Origin of the sequence: Vibrio sp. B1ASS3 (assembly GCF_905175355.1) — a bacterium.
Lineage (GTDB): Bacteria > Pseudomonadota > Gammaproteobacteria > Enterobacterales > Vibrionaceae > Vibrio > Vibrio owensii.
In genome coordinates this window covers 2781651-2799716 of sequence record NZ_HG992742.1, presented here as the reverse complement: position 1 = coordinate 2799716, position 18066 = coordinate 2781651, and the positions used below count along the sequence as shown (strand labels likewise).

Here is an 18066-nt window from a genome sequence, read left to right as displayed (position 1 = left end):
TAAAGTGAAGTACCAGCAAGTCACAGGGAGAGGTACACATGATTATTTACTTGCACGGCTTTGATAGTACAAGCCCGGGTAACCACGAAAAAGTTCTTCAATTGCAATTCATCGATGATGACGTTCGTTTCATCAACTACAGCACACTTCATCCTAAGCATGACATGCAGCACTTATTGAAAGAAGTGTCTAAGGTCATTGACCAAGCGGACGATCCAAACCCACTGATTTGTGGTGTTGGCCTTGGCGCATACTGGTCAGAGCGAATTGGTTTTCTTTGCGGCATTAAGCAAGTGATGTTCAACCCGAACTTGCATCCAGAGAAGACGATGGCAGGGCGTATTGACCGTCCAGAAGAGTACGAAGATATTGCGACCAAATGTGTGGAGCAATTCCGTGCGAAAAACAAAGAGCGCTGTTTGGTGATTTTGTCGAAAGAAGATGAAATCCACGACAACTCAAAAACCGCAGCAGAACTGGATAAACACTACGAAATCATTTGGGATGAAACCCAAACTCATAAGTTCAAGAAGATCTCTCATCATCTGCAAGCGATGAAGGCATTCAAAAGCGCCTAACTTGTCTTAGAGCGAACAAACTTATTTTGTTTAAACAGCACTTTTCGAAGTGCTGTTTTTGTTTCTACTGGTGCTCAAACGAACTGCACTGATTCCTCAAGATTTTACATTTTGTATCGATTTATCGGCTTGATTTATCGATTTAACCTTTTGTGGCACGAAAACGTTACCGTCAAACAGACGAAAATTAGCCAATCCGTATCTCGAGTAAGGATTTTTGTTGCCATCAAAAGATTGCCCTATATAATGAACTCAGTAAAAATAATTTGATAAATATCAAAAAAAATTGAGAGCGAGTAAGAAACTTGCCCATTTTTTGTCTGAGATCGTGTATTTCAGATCAAGAAACCGATGCACATCAATAAGCTAATAAGAATAAGCAAAAAACAAGATGGTATCGGTGTTTATCCAAAAGTGAGCTCACCTCTAGAGACCAAAGAATTCATCGGTTGGATGTATGACCTCAGATTACTGTGAGTCAGCATCGAGCTGAACCCATATATTCATTTTTGTAGAGGATAACATTGTGACACGCATTATCGTTGTAGGCGGCGGTGCTGGTGGCCTTGAGTTGGCAACCAAACTGGGCCGCACTCTGGGTCGTAAGAACCGTGCGCAAATTACACTGGTAGACCGTAAAGCGAGCCACTTGTGGAAACCGCTATTGCACGAAGTAGCAACAGGTTCATTGGACGAAGGTGTGGATGCACTGAGCTACCGTGCTCATGCGAAAAACCACAGCTTTGACTTCCAAATGGGCAGCCTTCAAGACATCGACCGTGAGCGTAAAGTGATCATTCTTAGTGAGCTTAAAGACGATCACGGCGAACTTCTTATGCCAAGTCGCGAACTAGAGTACGACATTCTAGTGATGGCAATTGGTTCTACATCTAACGACTTCAACACTCCTGGTGTTCGTGACAACTGTATCTTCCTAGATAGCCCAGAACAAGCACACCGTTTCCGTAGTGAAATGAACAACGAGTTCTTGAAGCTACACGCGAAAAACGGTAACGGCACAGTCGATATCGCGATTGTTGGTGCGGGTGCAACGGGGGTTGAGCTATCTGCTGAGCTTCACAACGCGGTGAAAGAGTTACGTACATACGGTTTTGGCGACCTAGATTCTAGCAAGCTAAACGTAAACCTTGTTGAAGCGGGTGAGCGTATTCTTCCTGCACTTCCACCACGTATCTCTTCTGCGGCACACCAAGAGTTGGTTAAGTTGGGTGTAAACGTACGTACAGCGACGATGGTGACACAAGCTGATAAAGATGGTCTGACAACGAAAGACGGCGAGAAGATCCCTGCTCAAATCATGGTATGGGCAGCAGGCATCAAGGCTCCAGATTTCATCAAAGATATCGCAGGTCTAGAAACGAACCGTATCAACCAGCTTGTTGTGAAAAATACACTACAAACCACTCGTGATGACGACATCTTCGTTATAGGTGATTTGGCTCAATGTACTCAACCAGATGGTTCATTTGTACCGCCACGTGCTCAAGCTGCGCACCAAATGGCGAGCCAAGCGTTCACTAACATCGTTGCTAAGCTTAACGGCCGTGAGCTAAAAGAGTACGAATACAAAGACCACGGTTCTTTGGTTTCTCTAAGCCGCTTCTCTACAGTAGGTAGCTTGATGGGTAACCTAACTAAAGGCTCCATGATGGTTGAAGGTCGTATTGCTCGCGTGGTTTACATCTCGCTATACCGCATGCACCAAATGGCGCTGCACGGTGTGATTAAGACTGGCCTAATGATGTTGGTTGGCCGTATCAACCGCGTACTGCGTCCAAACTTGAAGCTGCACTAATTTGAAGATTGAGTCCTGTGTCGAGTGTTCGATGAAAGAGCTCAATGATAAATAAAACAAAAGCCACCGTATGTCGGTGGCTTTTTTCATTCTAAGTCGCTAGGAAGCAGCGAATACACCACGCCGTCTTTTGGTTTTCCGTGAAAGATAAAGCGATTTCTCGCAATGGTTTCTTTTTTGGCCCCTACCGACTCAATTAACGCCTGACTTGCTGTGTTGTCTAAATCGCAGACGATCTCTACACGCGTTAAATTCAGTTTTGCAAAGCAGAACTCTGCCAGTGCTCTAATCGCCTCGTGAGCATAACCATTGCGCTGATAGCGATCAGCAATCCAATAACCAATGCTCGCCATGTTGAAGGTGTGGTAAAGCTCATTCACAGCGGCCATTCCCACAAGGCTGTTGTGTTCTCGTTCATAAACCCCAAAGCCAAAAGCCTCGGTTTTTACCCAGTTTAAGCGGGTTGCCAATAGAAAATCTTGAGCATCTTTTAGAGAGACGTCCTCGTTACACCAATCTAACCATTGATGTAGGGAAGGGGATTCGACGAGTAAACGTTGCAATGAGTGTGCTTGCTCTGATGGAATCAGTTTGAGCGCTAAGCGTGGTGTTATGATTTCAAAATCTGGTGCCATGAATCGATACAACTTCCATGTGAGATTCTAGATAAAACAAAGCGCAGCCAGTGCTGCGCTTTTCTGTTTAATTCGTGACTTATTGAACGCGACGAACTTGAATGATCATCCCCATCAGTGGGTTGTCTAAGTAGTGCGTTTCACTACTGCGCATACGGCGCTTTTGATCCATTCGGAAGCTCTTCAAGAACTTCTCTTCGGTCACTGTTGGTGACACTTCTGCCAAGTTACCGACTTGTACGTTACCGTCTACTTCACCCAACTCATTTGTCAGCTGATCTGATGGCTGTGATTCGATGTGGATTTCGCGAACACTCGGTTCACGTAAATCCATCGTCGTTTCAGCGAACAAGTAGTGCTGGACATAAATTTGTAGCTTGCCGTCTAGCTCATAAAGTGGACCGCTCACGTTCTCTTCGCTGTAACCATCGCTTGTTAGCGAAGAGCTACTACCGATTGGGCTACCATCAGCGTTGTAAGAGCCTGAGAAATCACGACCACCAACGATGCGGAAAATAGGAGCGCTTGCTTTACCTCGGTCACCTTGACGCCATGCCACGTGCTTAAGCACTTTGAAACCAGCATGATTATTTAATGCGGATTCTTGGGCGTTCAAACGGAAAGAAGAACGTGGTAGTAAGGTTACGCCTTTTGAACGGCGGTAAGATTCGCTGTCTAAACTGCCGACATTGCTCATTTCGATCTTAGGCAGTTCATTTGGCCATGATTCACTGGTGCTTTCAGCGTCGACTGCTCGCTTGAAAATAATTACTTCAATATCAAATTGACGCGCAGCCCAAGATGGCATTGAGACACAAAGAAGCAATAATGGGATCAGTATTCTCATTCGACTATTAGCTCGTTGGTAATAAATTCTTTTTAAAATCATTCAGTAAGTCTTGAACAAACTGAATGCGTTTACGTCGGTCCGTTAATGGTACGCTAAACTTGAACTTAGTTGGACCTTCCATTGCAAATTTTTGCGGCTGTGATTGCAGGAGTTTAACCAAATACGCTGGGTTTATGTCAGCATCAGGGTAAAACTCAATGAATCCGCCCTTGTCATGCGCCTCAATCTTCTTCGCTTTGAGACTTCCTGCCCCAATTTTCAGCTCTGAGACAGATAGGAGATTCTTCGTTGCGTCTGGTAACAGACCAAATCGGTCAATCAGTTCAACCTTAAGCTCGGATAAGCCCTCATTGTCGCTCACACTTGCAATACGTTTGTACATCGATAAACGCGTGTTCACATCCGGAATGTAATCATCCGGCAGTAGGGCAGGAATACGCATCTCAATTTCGGTTTGCTCGCGAAGTAGATCATCCAGCGATGGCTCTTTACCTTCTTTCAATGCTTCAACCGCTTGTTCAAGCATCTCCATATACAGTGTAAAACCAACCGATTGAATTTGACCACTTTGTTCGTCACCTAATAGCTCACCCGCACCACGAATTTCGAGGTCGTGTGTTGCAAGGGTGAAGCCTGCGCCCAGATCTTCCAGAGATGCAATTGCATCAAGACGTTTGATGGCATCTTTTGTTATCGCTTTAGGATGTGGCGTTAACAAGTAAGCGTATGCTTGGTGATGCGAACGACCAACACGGCCACGTAATTGGTGCAGCTGTGCAAGACCAAGGTTATCTGCTCGGTCCATAATAATGGTGTTGGCGGTCGGAACGTCGATACCGGTTTCTATGATGGTGGTACACACCAAAAGGTTAAAACGCTGATGATAGAAGTCATTCATGATGCGTTCTAGCTCGCGTTCACGCATCTGGCCGTGGGCAACGGTTACACGCGCTTCAGGGATGAGCTTCTGCAGGTCTTCCGCTGTTTTCTCGATGGTTTCGACTTGGTTATGTAGGAAGTAAACTTGACCACCACGCATGATTTCACGCAGTACCGCTTCACGAACCACGGAGTCTTCACGTTGACGCACAAACGTTTTGATTGCCAAACGGCGTGCTGGCGGAGTCGCGATGATCGACAAGTCGCGCATGCCACTCATCGCCATGTTCAGAGTTCGCGGAATTGGTGTCGCGGTAAGCGTTAGGATGTCGACATCCGCACGCATCGCTTTCACTTTTTCTTTTTGGCGCACACCAAAGCGATGCTCTTCATCGACGATCAATAAACCAAGGTCTTTGAATTTGATGTCGCTTGAGAGCAGTTTGTGAGTACCTACTACGATGTCCACTTTACCATCGGCAACATCTTGGAGAATCACTTTCTGTTCTTTTGCCGATTTAAAGCGAGAAAGCACTTCTACGCGGATTGGTAAGTTGGCAAAGCGGTCACGGAAGTTTTCAAAGTGCTGTTGTGCAAGTAGGGTCGTCGGAACCAAGACCGCCACTTGTTTACTATTGTCTGTGGCAACAAATGCTGCGCGCATCGCAACTTCTGTTTTACCAAAGCCCACATCACCACACACAAGGCGATCCATGGCTTTTGCTTGGCACATATCGGACAGAACGGCATTGATGGCCATTGATTGGTCGTCGGTTTCTTCAAACGGGAAAGTCGCTTTAAAGGTCGCGTATTGACCACGGTCTAGCTCAAACTTGTAGCCCGGTTTCAATTCTCGTTTCGCGTAAACATCCAGAAGCTCAGCGGCAACATCACGAACTTTCTCTGCAGCTTTACGACGAGCTTTCGCCCATGCTTCACCACCCAGTTTATGCAGCGGCGCACTGTCTTCAGCGCCACCTGAATAGCGACTGATTAAGTTTAATGAAGACACGGGCACGTAAAGCTTGGCATCGTTTTGATACTCAAGAGTCACGTACTCTGTTTTCATTCCGCCAGCCTCAAGGGTTTGTAAGCCAATGTAGCGGCCGATACCGTGGTCGATGTGGACAACAGGCTGACCCGGTTTAAGCTCCGCTAGGTGACGGATAACAGTGTCACTATTGACGGTCTTCTTGTCTTTACGGCGGCGTTGGATAACGCGATCGCCCAATAAGTCGCTTTCGCAAATCAGTGCGAAGTTGAGCTCATCATGGATAAAACCGTGTTCTGCAGCACCTAGAATCAAGCTGAAGCGATCGTCAGAATCAAGCGCTTGATAGAGTGAACCATGTACGACAGGGCGAACTTTGATGCCTTGGAGAAGCTCGGTCAGCGCTTCACGGCGACCTTCCGACTCGACTGAGAAGACGATTTTGCCTACGAACTGCTCACTGAATTGACGTAAACGTGCCAGTGGCTCTTTGTTCTGTTGTTGAACGCCAAGCTCTGCAAGAGACTGCACCGCGAGGTTTTGGCGGCCAGCGCGCTTAACGATTTTCTCTAAGCTTAACTGTGCTTGTGGCAGTTGTTTAAACTGAGCAAAGAGTTCGTCTTTCTTGAGCCACAACTCGTGTGGCGCCAATAGCGGACGCAGTGGATCGATTTTCTTTTGATCATAGCGGTAGTCGACGTCATTTAAGAAGGTATCAACCGCGCCTTCAATATCACCAACGATGATCAGTTGCGAGTCTTCAGGTAAGTAGTCAAATAACGTTTCTGTATGATCGAAGAACAGTGGTTGCCAGTACTCGATACCTGCTGGCCACGTGCCTTTGGTGACTTGCATGTAAATCGATTCAGGTTCGCGTCGCGCTTCGAATTGAGTGCGCCAACGGGTACGAAAATCTTCAATCGCCGCTTTTGTGGTCGGGAATTCGTGAGCAGGTAATAACTGGATTTGCTGAATGTCTTCGATAGAACGTTGGTTCTCTGGATCGAACGTTCGGATCGTGTCGATCTCATCATCGAAGAAATCAATACGGTATGGATCCGAGCTGCCCATCGGGAACAAATCAAGGATCGAACCACGGCTTGCGTACTCACCAGGGCCAAACACTTGATCGACATGGCGATAGCCTGAGTTTTCAAGTTGAACGCGAAGCTTCTCTAGCGAGAACTGATCGCCTGTTTTTACCATCAAGGTGTGTTGCAACAAGAAGTCACGTGGAGACTGGCGCTGTAATACGGTGCTTACTGGCACAATCGTTACGCCACCGGCTTGGTTTGGTAGCTGATATAAACGCGCAATACGGTCTGAGATGATTTCTTGGTGCGGAGAGAAGTTATCGTAAGGCAGCGTTTCCCAATCAGGGAATAGGCTGACCGATTGATCAGTAAACTGCTCTATTTCTGCTTGGAGCTTAAGCGCCATTTGCGGATCGGGAACTACAAGCAGAGAGTGGCTTGAATGCTGTTTAGCCAGTTCTGCAATCGCCATCGGCAATGCGGCACCAGGTAGGTTGCCAAGCTGTTTTTTGTCGCCACGCTCAGACGGATTCGTGACGGAGAGAATCGTTGCTTTTGTCATGGTAATTATTTGTTATCTCGCTCTAGTGAGCGCTGACGGAGTAATTTTTGCTGTTGGTATAGCGCGGCTTTGATTAATAAATCTTGGTCAGCTTCTCTAAGTAATTTGTACTTGAGTGTGATCACATAGCCTTGCTCAGTAGATTCGCATTCTACTATCTGAGCGTAGCAGTAAATTGCTGCAGCTGGATGATCTAAGAAGAGTTTTACGCGAACCAGTTTTCCTGTTTCTACTTCAGAATCACTGCGATAGCTCAACTGGCTAGCGCCGAATTGAGTTGTTTGAAAACGTAATTTGGCATCATCTTGTTGAGAAAGCATAAAACTCAGTAGCAGGTTTAATTTTGAGTTCTGTGTATCCAGCAAATAGATGACGTGTTTGAGCTCTTTACTTTGCAGCTCGAGTCTTGCGTTATCAGCCAACATATCGAGATGACTGAATTCACTCGCGACAATGAAAGGTGCGGGGATTTCTGATACAAAAGTCTCTTCATCTGGCAGAGCAAAGCCCGTCTCTAACTTTTCGACGTTGATCGTCAGATTGTGGTGTACGGTGAAGTATTCTTGCTCTGTCATAATTTGGTCCTTTTCTGCCAACGAGCGCTCTCATTTCATTGAAGAATGAGTAGGATAGGGCAATGATTATCGCTAATCAGTTTAAGTTATCAAGTTTACCTGTTTTTCTGGCTGAACTTTTTGCTGTAAATAGGGACTTATTGCATGTCGTTGACAAATTTGGCGATTATCTTGTCTTCTTCATAGTAAGAGTAAGGTAAGATAACGAATATTAATTAGCTAAGTAATAGCTCCATTATTAAAAAACCAGTTGGTTTGCCTTATATGTATCATCCTATCTCTCTGTTTATCGGCTTGAGGTATCTTCGGGGACGCTCCGGAGATAGGTTCAGTCGATTTGTTTCTTATATGTCGACAGCGGGTATCACGATCGGTGTGATGGCGTTAGTGACCGTACTTTCCGTGATGAATGGCTTTGAAGCCCAGCTTAAAGAACGCATTTTAGGTGTGCTTCCTCATGCGGTCGTTTCACAACATGATGGTAAAACTCCTATCAGTGAAAATGCCCCTCAGTTCATTCAAGATATGTCGACAAGCGCGAAACCGGAACCTATCGTTCGTGGTGAAGCGGTGATCCAAAGCTCTGCTCAGCTGACAGCTGGCTACCTAATTGGTATCGAACCTAAATTGGGCGATCCTATCTCTAATCACCTTATTGCTGGCCGCTTATCGTCACTAAAAGCGGGTGAGTATAAAGTTTTTCTTGGTCACAGCTTAGCGCGCTCCCTGAAAGTTTCTATGGGTGACAAAGTGCGTTTGATGGTGACCAATGCCACTCAATTTACGCCTCTAGGCCGCATTCCAAGTCAACGTAACTTCACTGTTGCAGGCATTTTTAATACCGGCTCTGATGTCGACGGTCAGCTTATGATCGTTAACATGACGGATGCTTCAAAGCTAATGCGTTTGCCGAAAGACACCGTCTCAGGTTGGCGCGTGTATTTCTCTGACCCGTTTATGGTGACTGAATTTGCAGATAAACCATTACCAGACGATTGGAAATGGAGTGATTGGCGTGAGCAACGTGGTGAGCTTTTCCAAGCAGTAAAAATGGAAAAGAACATGATGGGCTTGATGCTTGGTCTGATTGTTGGCGTTGCGGCGTTTAACATCATTTCTGCTCTGATTATGGTGGTGATGGAGAAGCAATCAGAAGTCGCGATTCTCAAAACTCAAGGGATGAAGCAATCTCAAGTGATGGCGATTTTCATGGTCCAAGGCGCAAGTAGCGGTGTGATTGGTGCGATTGTTGGCGGTGCCGTCGGCGTGGCTTTATCGCTAAACCTCAATGCGCTTCTGGAAGCCGCAGGCGTTGCCTTGTTCAGCTTCGGTGGCCATCTGCCAATCGTGATTGATTCATTCCAAATTTTATTAGTGGTAGTGCTGGCGATTGCTCTGAGTCTAGCTGCCACTGTTTACCCGTCTTACCGAGCATCTTCTGTTAAACCTGCTGAGGCACTTCGCTATGAATAAGCTATTAGAATGTCGTGATATTCGTAAAGTCTACCGAGAAGGCTCGCTAGATACTGAAGTGCTGAAAGGCGTGAGCTTTGATATCGACAAAGGGGAATTGGTTTCTATTGTTGGTTCATCAGGCTCAGGTAAAAGTACGTTACTTCATATTCTTGGCGCATTGGATGATGCGACAGAAGGTGAAGTTGATTTTCTCGGTCAAGATTTGTCCGCGTTAAGCTCGAATAAGCAAGCGGCTTTGCGTAATAAACACCTTGGTTTTGTGTATCAGTTCCACCATTTGCTGGCTGACTTCACTGCGGTAGAAAACGTGGCAATGCCTTTATTAATCGGCGGAACAAAGGTTTCTGAAGCGAAAGAAGCCGCACAAGCATTGTTGGAAAAAGTGGGTTTAGGTCATCGTATGGATCACCGTCCATCTGAACTGTCTGGTGGTGAGCGCCAACGTGTTGCTATTGCAAGAGCATTGGTGAACAAACCTGATCTGGTATTAGCAGATGAACCTACAGGTAACCTAGACCACAATACGGCGCTGGCAATTTATGATTTGATGCGTGAGTTAAACCAAGAGTCGAATATTGCCTTTTTAGTCGTGACTCATGATAACGAGTTAGCGGCAAAAATGGACCGTCAAATGCATATGCAAGATGGCTTGCTGGTGGATCGCTTTATCACTGAAACAGCGGTTGCGGAGGGCTAATTTTGTTTTCATCTTTAGCATTGATGATCGGTGGCCGTTTCAGTCGCGCTAAAAAGCGTAACAAGATGGTGTCGTTCATTTCACTTTCTTCAACCATCGGTATTGCTGTCGGCGTCGCAGTGATCATCATTGGTCTTTCTGCTATGAATGGCTTTGAGCGTGAGTTGCAATCGCGCGTGCTGTCGGTTATCCCGCACGGTGAACTGGAAGGGGTGAATGGCCCGCTGCACAATTACACCAAAACCATGAATCAAGCGCTAAACCACGAACACGTTGTCGCGGCAGCACCTTATGTTCGGTTTACGGGTTTGGCCGAAAAAGGCACCAAGTTAAAAGCGATAGAGGTTCGCGGTGTCGACCCTGCTTTTGAACAGGCCGTCTCGAGCATGTCTGAATTCATTGATCCAGAAGCTTGGCAAAACTTCTATCCAGGTCAAAAACAAGTGATTTTGGGTCGTGGTGTTGCGAACGAACTGAACGTCGATGTGGGTGACTATATTACGTTGATGATTCCACAAACAGGCAGCACCAATAAAGTTCAAGCACCGAAGCGTGTTCGCGTTAAGGTCGCAGGCTTTCTAACACTAAATGGTCAAATAGATCATTCGCTCGCTCTAGTCCCACTGAAGGATGCTCAAGCGTATGCGCGCTTGGGTGATGGCGTTACCGGGATTTCTCTCAAAACCGATGATGTGCTGAACGCCCCTTCGATTGTGAGAGAAGTAGGTAATCTGATTGATGTGTATGTGTATCTAAAAAGCTGGCAACAACAGTTTGGCTTTTTATATCGCGATATCCAGTTAGTCCGCACGATTATGTACTTGGTGATGGTGCTAGTGATTGGCGTAGCGAGCTTCAATATTGTCTCGACATTAATGATGGCGGTGAAAGACCGCGCTGCAGAAATCGCGATTCTTCGGACTATGGGCGCGAAAGATGGGCTGATTAAGCGCATTTTCGTTTGGCAGGGAGTGTTCTCAGGGGTATTCGGCAGCATTGCTGGCAGTATCGTGGGTGTGTTTGTCGCATTAAACTTAACACCAATCATCAAAGCCTTAGAGAGCTTGATAGGGCACCAGTTCTTATCAGGGGACATTTACTTTGTCGACTTCTTGCCATCACAACTGCATTGGCCAGATGTTGCTTTGGTATCAAGCACGGCGATTATTTTGAGTTTGCTTGCAACTTGGTATCCGGCTTCGAGAGCTGCGAAGCTGAATCCCGCTGCGGTTTTGAGCTCGAAATAACAAGCCAAATAAACGAAACACAAAAAAAATAAAGGACCGAATTTCGGTCCTTTATTTTTAAGTCTATACTGGCTCAGTATTTTTCATACCTTGGCTACATCTTCTTTCATTTCAAACGTTAACTCTTTTCCAATCAACGCGTTGTAACCTGCCATTTTTTCAATAAGTACTTATCGTATTTTGCGTTTTTGCCAACTTCTCACTACTGAATAGCGCCAGAGTCCGCGAATTCCGAAGTAGCCAATGATTGCCGAAGCAACACCACAAATCGCGCAGCCCAACAAGAACGGAGGCCCAATGGTGTTCATTTGTTGCATGATGAATTCCCACGACAACTCAAAGTGGAAAGGTTGTGGTGGTACATGCATCACCAGTGCGCCAAGTTTGTACGCAAAGTAGAACAGTACTGGCATGGTGATTGGGTTACTGATCCAAACAAGGGCGACAGAGAGAGGCAAGTTTACGCCAAGCATGATGGCAAGACCTGCAGCCATGATCATCTGACTCGGAAGCGGAACAAACGCCATAAACAGACCAACAGCAAAAGCACCAGATGCAGAGCGACGATTTAAACACCACAGATTTGGGTTGTATAAAACGTTGCCGAAGACCTTCAGTGCTTTTTGGCGTTTGATCATTTCATGATCTGGCATGAAGCGTTTAATCAGCTTTCTAGGCATAGGACGACATGACTCTCTTAGAAAAAAGTTTGACCTTGGCGTTATTTGTAGCAAGCATTATCTCGTCTGCGTGGTGGCCGACGATGCCAGATTGGCGATGGTTGCTGCTGGGAATAATTGCCATTGGCTCGATAATCAAATTACGGCGCGGCTTATTGAGCATAGGCGCAATTTGGGGCTTTATGGTTGTCATTATCCACGGCAATGTTATGGAGCATCAAAGACAAGCCCTGTTTCAAGCAGGGGTGAATATTACCATAAATGGTAAAGTTGACAGCCCTTTTACGCAAATAAGTCACGGATATGAAGGAATTGCGCAGATCAATCAGGTGAATTCTCAAAAGCTGTTACCTTTTCTTAAACCAAAAATCCGATTGATAACCGCATTCCCTCTGACTGTTAACAGTGAATTCACCACTCAGGTCACGATGAAACCCATTTTGGGTCTGAAGAATGAAGCTGGGTACGATGCAGAGAAACAAGCTGCTGGAAAAGGTATCGTTGCAAGGGCGGTAGTCATTTCTGATGCCACGTGGGTGATCCGCACACAAACGTCTATACGTCAGCAAATCATCGCGACCACCAATGAACATATCTCAGAACTTGAACATTTTCCTTTGATCAGTGCACTCGCCTTTAGTGACCGATCATTGCTTACTCAGTCCGATTGGGGGGCTTTGAGAGACAGCGGCTTACTGCATTTGGTCTCGATATCCGGTTTGCACATAGGGATGGCTTTTGCGTTTGGAATGAGTGTCGGACTTGTTGTTAGGTATGGGCTGCCCAGCTACGCCTTCCTCCCGCCATTATTTGGACTTGTCACTGCTCTTGCTTATGCATGGTTAGCCAACTTCTCTTTACCAACAACTCGTGCGTTTTCTGTCTGCGCCATTTATTTGTTGCTGAAATTTAGCTTGGTTTATTGGAGCCCATGGCGTGTGCTTCTACTTGCGGTTTCAATACAGCTTTGCTTAGAGCCGTTTGCAACTCTAAATATAAGCTTTTGGTTGTCTTACCTTTCTGTTGTCGCGGTATTGTTAGCCGTTAATGTTGTACAACAGGCTCAAGGCCACTGGATTGCTAAGTTAACAGCACTACTGAAAGTACAGTTAGTACTTACTTTGTTGATTGTCCCCATCAGTGGTGTGTTTTTCTCAGGAACCAGTTTGTCCTCCATCGCTTATAACCTCATTTTTATTCCTTGGTTTGGGTTCATTGTCGTTCCTTTGATGTTTATCGCGCTCATTGCTACTCCTTTGTCTGACGGTATTGCTGCTCTTCTGTGGCAATGTTTAGACTGGATGCTTTGGCCTCTTAGTTGGTCATTGCAGTTCGCTGAAGGCAGTTGGTATTCCATGAGTCTTGAGATGACGCTACTGGTAATTGCGATAACTTGTGCTTTCATCGGGGCAAGATTTCTAACCGAAGGCGTGATGGTTATTTTGCTGCTCGTGATTGTGTCTGCTGCTCTGTTTCATGAATGTCAATCTGGACGTTGGCGCATCGATGTATTGGATGTGGGGCATGGTCTGGCCGTTTTGATAGAGAAGGAGGGAGAGGTTCTTCTTTATGATACTGGGAAAGCGTGGGACACAGGCAGTATCGCTCAACAGGTTGTTTCGCCCGTTTTGCATCGCAGAGGCTTTCGTTCTATCGATGTATTGATTGTGAGTCACGCAGACTCAGACCATGCTGGTGGTCGAGACTACATAGAGCAACACTTTTCTCCGAAAATAAAATACAGCAGTCAGCAATACTTTGATTACCAACCATGTATCGCAGGAGAGCAATGGATTTGGCAGACGCTTAAATTTGAAGTGTTGTGGCCGCCTAAGCAGGTAAACCGTGCTTACAATCCTCATTCGTGTGTTATTCGAGTCGTCGACGCAGAATCTGATTTTAAACTGCTTCTAACGGGAGACATTGAAGCCATCAGCGAATGGATATTAGTTCGTGAACCCGCCAGACTAGAAAGTGATGTGATGCTTGTGCCTCACCATGGCAGCAAAAGTTCATCCAACACTAAGTTTGTGAAAGCAGTTTCTCCGCAACTTGCTATTGCGTCTTTAGCTAAAGCCAATCAGTGGGGAATGCCTGCAGACAAGGTTATTCAGGCTTATGAGAATGCAAACGCACACTGGTTGGATACAGGAACAAGCGGTCAAGTGTCATTGTTCATAGATCAAGACGATTGGCATTTTGAAACCAAACGTAGCGAGACAATTGAGCCTTGGTATAGGCAGATGCTGCGTAAGGGAGTAGAATAAGAGTCTTAATGTAAGAAAATAAAGCACTTCTATGTCGATAAATACTGATGAAACGACCTGGCAGACGTTTAAGCGTCTATGGCAATTTATTCGCCTTTATAAGTCGGGCATTATCGTTGCCGTCATTGCGTTAGTCATTAATGCACTTTCAGATACCTATATGATTTCTTTGCTAAAACCGCTTCTTGATGAAGGTTTTGGTAATGCGGAATCTGATTTTCTACGCACGCTTCCACTGATTGTTTTCGCCATGATGTTTATTCGTGGTGTGAGCGGATTTGTTTCCACTTACTGTTTAAGCTGGGTATCCGGAAATGTGGTAATGCAAATTCGTCGAATGGTGTTCAACCACTTTATGCACATGCCTGTGTCTTATTTTGACAAAGAAAAAACAGGTAACTTGCTATCCCGTATTACTTACGACTCAGAACAAGTCTCTGCTGCAACAAGCCAAGCGTTGGTGAGCATTGTACGTGAAGGCGCGAGCATCATCGGTCTTCTTGTATTAATGTTCTACAACAGCTGGCAGCTTTCTTTGGTTCTATTTGCTGTTGCTCCAGTTGTTGCTTGGGGTATTGGTATCGTTTCGAAGCGATTCCGTAAGATCTCTAAGAACATGCAAACTATGATGGGCCATGTGACGGCGTCTGCTGAGCAAATGCTGAAAGGTCACAAAGTCGTACTAAGCTACGGCGGTCAAGATATCGAAGGCAAACGCTTCGAAAAAGTCAGCAACCAAATGCGTCAACAAAGCATGAAGTTGGTGACGGCTCAAGCGGCAGCAAACCCAATCATTCAAATGATCGCGTCTATCGCGATTGTTGTGGTGCTTTACCTAGCAAGTATCGACTCAATCAAAGATCAATTAACGCCGGGTACATTTACCGTTGTGTTCTCTGCAATGTTTGGTTTGATGCGTCCGCTTAAAGCGCTGACAAACGTAACGTCACAATTCCAACGCGGTATGGCAGCAAGCCAAACCTTGTTCGCACTGGTAGATCTAGAGCCAGAGAAGAACGAAGGTAAGTTCACTGTAGAACGTGCAAATGGTGATGTTGCAGTGAAAGAAGTCAGCTTTACCTACGAAGGTGCAGAGAAACCAGCACTTGAGAACGTAAGCTTTGATATTCCAAAAGGCAAGACGGTGGCTCTTGTTGGTCGTTCAGGCTCAGGTAAGAGTACCATCGCGAACTTATTCAACCGCTTCTACGACGTGAGCAGCGGTTCGATTACGCTTGATGGTCACGATATTCGCGATTATGAGCTGAAAAACTTACGTGAGCAGTTCGCGCTTGTATCGCAAAACGTGCATTTGTTTAACGATACGATTGCAAACAACATTGCTTACGCGACAGAAGATCAATACACACGTGAAGACATCGAACGTGCCGCTAAACTTGCTCACGTCACTGAGTTCGTTAGCAAGATGGAAGACGGCCTTGATACGATGATTGGTGAGAATGGTGCGAGTCTATCTGGCGGTCAACGTCAACGTGTCGCCATTGCTCGTGCACTTCTTCGCGATGCCCCTGTTTTGGTTCTTGATGAAGCGACATCAGCTCTGGATACGGAATCTGAGCGTGCTATTCAATCGGCGTTGGATGAACTGCAAAAAGATAAGACGGTATTGGTGATTGCACACCGATTGTCGACGATCGAGAATGCAGATGAAATCCTAGTGGTAGATGAAGGCTCTATCGTTGAACGTGGTAACCACGCTGAGCTGATTGCTAAGAAAGACGGCGCGTACGCTCAACTTCATCGAATCCAATTTGGTGCCTAAGAACTGTGGTTGAAAAAATCTGGTTCGAAAACCATCCTCTCAAATACCTGCTGTGGCCGCTTTTGTGGCCACTGAGCTTGTTGTTTGGTGCGATCAGTAAATCTAAGCGTCAACAATATCAATCAGGTAAAAAACAAGCTTACAAAGCGCCAGTGCCTGTAGTCGTGGTGGGTAACATTACGGCTGGGGGCAATGGTAAAACACCGGTTGTTGTGTGGCTGGTGGAGCAATTACAGCAGCTTGGTTACAAACCAGGCGTTGTGTCTCGTGGCTATGGGGCGAAAGCGCCGCAGTATCCGCTTGTTTTGGATGACAATACTCCAGCGAAACACTGTGGAGACGAGCCGAAACTGATTTATCGTCGTACTGGTGCGCCTGTCGCTGTAGATCCGGTTCGAGCCAATGCGGTGAAAGCATTGCTTGAAACTGGCGTTGACATCATTATTACTGACGATGGCCTCCAGCATTACGCTCTAGAGCGAGATATCGAGTTCGTTATCGTTGATGGTAATCGCCGCTTTGGCAATGAAAGCCTTATTCCACTTGGCCCGCTACGTGAAGGGGTAGAGCGTCTTGCTGAAGTCGACTTTATCATCACTAATGGTGGTCAAGCTCAGCAAGGCGAAATGCCAATGTCTTTAGCGCCATCAAAGGCGATAAACCTGAAGACAAAACAACAAGTCGAGGTCAGTGAATTACGTGATCTCGTTGCGTTTGCGGGGATTGGGCATCCACCACGATTTTTTAATACACTTAACGCAATGAATGCGGATGTCAAAGTGACGAAAGGCTTTGCCGATCATCAAGACTTTGATCAGCAAGAATTACACGCATTGGCTCAACAAGGGGCGAATGTGATTATGACAGAAAAGGATGCCGTCAAATGCGACAGTTATGCGCAAGACAATTGGTGGTATCTACCCGTTTCTGCTCAGTTTGAATCAAACGATGCAGAGCGAATTTTAAATCGAATTAAAGAGGTTAAAGCGACTTATGGATCACCGTCTGCTTGAGATTGTAGCTTGCCCTGTGTGCAAAGGTAAGCTGACGTACGACAAAGATAATCAAGAGTTGATCTGCAAACTGGATCGCCTTGCTTACCCAATCAAAGAGGGTATTCCTGTTCTGCTTGAGCCAGAAGCACGAACAATGAGCATGGACGAGGGACGCTAATGTCTTTTACGGTTGTCATTCCTGCACGTTACGCGTCAAGCCGCTTACCGGGTAAGCCGTTGGCAGACATTGGTGGCAAACCAATGATCCAATGGGTTTATGAACAAGCCTTACAAGCGGGCGCAGAAGACGTTATTATCGCAACTGACGATGAGCGCGTATCGGCGGCGGCAGAGCAGTTTGGTGGCAAGGTTTGTATGACCTCGCCAAACCACGAATCTGGCACTGAGCGACTAGCGGAAGTGGTAGAAAAAATGGCTATCCCTGCCGACCATATCGTGGTGAACGTTCAGGGTGATGAACCATTGATTCCGCCGTCTATTATTCGCCAAGTAGCTGACAACCTAGCAGGTTGCGATGCGCCAATGGCAACACTTGCGGTTGAGATCGAATCGGAAGAAGAAGTCTTCAACCCGAATGCGGTAAAAGTAGTCGCGGACGAGCGTGGTTACGCTATGTATTTTAGTCGTGCAACAATCCCTTGGGATCGTGACAACTTTGCCAAGCAAGACAAAACCATCGTGAATCCATTGATGCGTCACATCGGCATCTACGCTTACCGTGCTGGTTTTATCAATACTTATGTGAATTGGCAGCCGAGCGCACTTGAGCAAATCGAGTGTCTAGAGCAACTTCGAGTACTTTGGCACGGTGAAAAGATTCATGTTGAAGTGGCAAAAGAAGCGCCAGCAGCAGGTGTGGATACACCAGCAGATTTAGAAGCAGTACGAGCCATTGTCGCTAGCCAAGCCCAATAAGTGAGTATTGATTTTAGAATTAGAAAGGCTCCTCATTGAGGAGCCTTTTTGTATCTACGATAGCG

Annotated in this window: 15 protein-coding genes; 10 read left to right on the top strand and 5 right to left on the bottom strand. The window is 46.0% G+C overall.

Annotated elements, in window-relative coordinates:
- The first annotated feature begins 38 nt into the window (after positions 1–38).
- Together ycfP and KJB05_RS12680 are read left to right on the top strand one after the other, a co-directional pair.
- Positions 39–578, top strand: a complete 540-nt coding sequence (gene ycfP / locus KJB05_RS12685) for an alpha/beta hydrolase YcfP (RefSeq protein ID WP_005437506.1) — start codon at positions 39–41, stop codon at positions 576–578.
- 526 nt (positions 579–1104) lie between these two features.
- Entirely contained in the window at positions 1105–2394 is a 1290-nt protein-coding gene (locus KJB05_RS12680; protein ID WP_009707133.1) for an NAD(P)/FAD-dependent oxidoreductase, read from the top strand.
- Between the two features lie 86 nt (positions 2395–2480).
- Here the strand turns inward: KJB05_RS12680 and KJB05_RS12675 are convergent, their stop codons facing one another.
- The 4 genes from KJB05_RS12675 to KJB05_RS12660 form a co-directional block, all read right to left on the bottom strand.
- Positions 2481–3029, bottom strand: coding sequence for a GNAT family protein (locus tag KJB05_RS12675; protein ID WP_208443911.1), 549 nt, complete (start codon positions 3027–3029; stop codon positions 2481–2483).
- 79 nt (positions 3030–3108) lie between these two features.
- The gene (locus KJB05_RS12670; protein ID WP_005437502.1) at positions 3109–3876 is read right to left on the bottom strand and encodes a peptidoglycan binding protein CsiV; all 768 of its coding nucleotides are present in this window, start codon (positions 3874–3876) and stop codon (positions 3109–3111) included.
- Positions 3877–3883: 7 nt separating this feature from the next.
- Entirely contained in the window at positions 3884–7345 is a 3462-nt protein-coding gene (gene mfd, locus KJB05_RS12665) for a transcription-repair coupling factor (protein ID WP_208443912.1), read from the bottom strand.
- A 5-nt stretch (positions 7346–7350) separates the two neighbouring features.
- On the bottom strand, positions 7351–7920 hold the full coding sequence (locus KJB05_RS12660) for a PilZ domain-containing protein (RefSeq protein ID WP_208443913.1): 570 nt from the start codon (positions 7918–7920) through the stop codon (positions 7351–7353).
- A 264-nt stretch (positions 7921–8184) separates the two neighbouring features.
- On the opposite strand from KJB05_RS12660, the gene lolC reads away from it, so the two are divergent.
- From lolC to lolE, 3 genes are read left to right on the top strand one after another with little or no spacing between them, the layout of a single operon-like run.
- Positions 8185–9393 carry a lipoprotein-releasing ABC transporter permease subunit LolC gene (gene lolC, locus KJB05_RS12655; RefSeq protein WP_027726602.1) on the top strand — a complete coding sequence of 403 codons (1209 nt, stop codon included), beginning with the start codon at positions 8185–8187 and terminating at the stop codon, positions 9391–9393.
- Complete coding sequence (gene lolD / locus KJB05_RS12650) at positions 9386–10093, top strand: lipoprotein-releasing ABC transporter ATP-binding protein LolD (RefSeq protein ID WP_005437497.1); 708 nt, start codon at positions 9386–9388, stop codon at positions 10091–10093. Before lolC ends, lolD begins: the two co-directional genes overlap by 8 nt.
- Positions 10094–10095: 2 nt before the next feature.
- Complete coding sequence (gene lolE, locus KJB05_RS12645) at positions 10096–11340, top strand: lipoprotein-releasing ABC transporter permease subunit LolE (protein WP_027726601.1); 1245 nt, start codon at positions 10096–10098, stop codon at positions 11338–11340.
- Positions 11341–11510: 170 nt separating this feature from the next.
- Here the strand turns inward: lolE and KJB05_RS12640 are convergent, their stop codons facing one another.
- Entirely contained in the window at positions 11511–12020 is a 510-nt protein-coding gene (locus KJB05_RS12640; protein WP_009707126.1) for a DUF2062 domain-containing protein, read from the bottom strand.
- 8 nt (positions 12021–12028) lie between these two features.
- On the opposite strand from KJB05_RS12640, the gene KJB05_RS12635 reads away from it, so the two are divergent.
- From KJB05_RS12635 to kdsB, 5 genes are read left to right on the top strand one after another with little or no spacing between them, the layout of a single operon-like run.
- The gene (locus KJB05_RS12635) at positions 12029–14287 is read left to right on the top strand and encodes a DNA internalization-related competence protein ComEC/Rec2 (protein WP_208443914.1); all 2259 of its coding nucleotides are present in this window, start codon (positions 12029–12031) and stop codon (positions 14285–14287) included.
- Between the two features lie 31 nt (positions 14288–14318).
- A complete protein-coding gene (msbA, locus tag KJB05_RS12630) occupies positions 14319–16070 on the top strand; it encodes a lipid A ABC transporter ATP-binding protein/permease MsbA (RefSeq protein ID WP_045412815.1) in 1752 nt (583 codons plus the stop codon).
- Positions 16071–16075: 5 nt separating this feature from the next.
- A complete protein-coding gene (lpxK, locus tag KJB05_RS12625) occupies positions 16076–17083 on the top strand; it encodes a tetraacyldisaccharide 4'-kinase (protein ID WP_122067893.1) in 1008 nt (335 codons plus the stop codon).
- On the top strand, positions 17064–17243 hold the full coding sequence (locus KJB05_RS12620; RefSeq protein WP_005378451.1) for a Trm112 family protein: 180 nt from the start codon (positions 17064–17066) through the stop codon (positions 17241–17243). The genes lpxK and KJB05_RS12620 overlap by 20 nt, the downstream gene beginning before the upstream one ends.
- Complete coding sequence (kdsB, locus tag KJB05_RS12615) at positions 17243–18001, top strand: 3-deoxy-manno-octulosonate cytidylyltransferase (protein WP_208443915.1); 759 nt, start codon at positions 17243–17245, stop codon at positions 17999–18001. The genes KJB05_RS12620 and kdsB overlap by 1 nt, the downstream gene beginning before the upstream one ends.
- Positions 18002–18066: the final 65 nt, after the last annotated feature.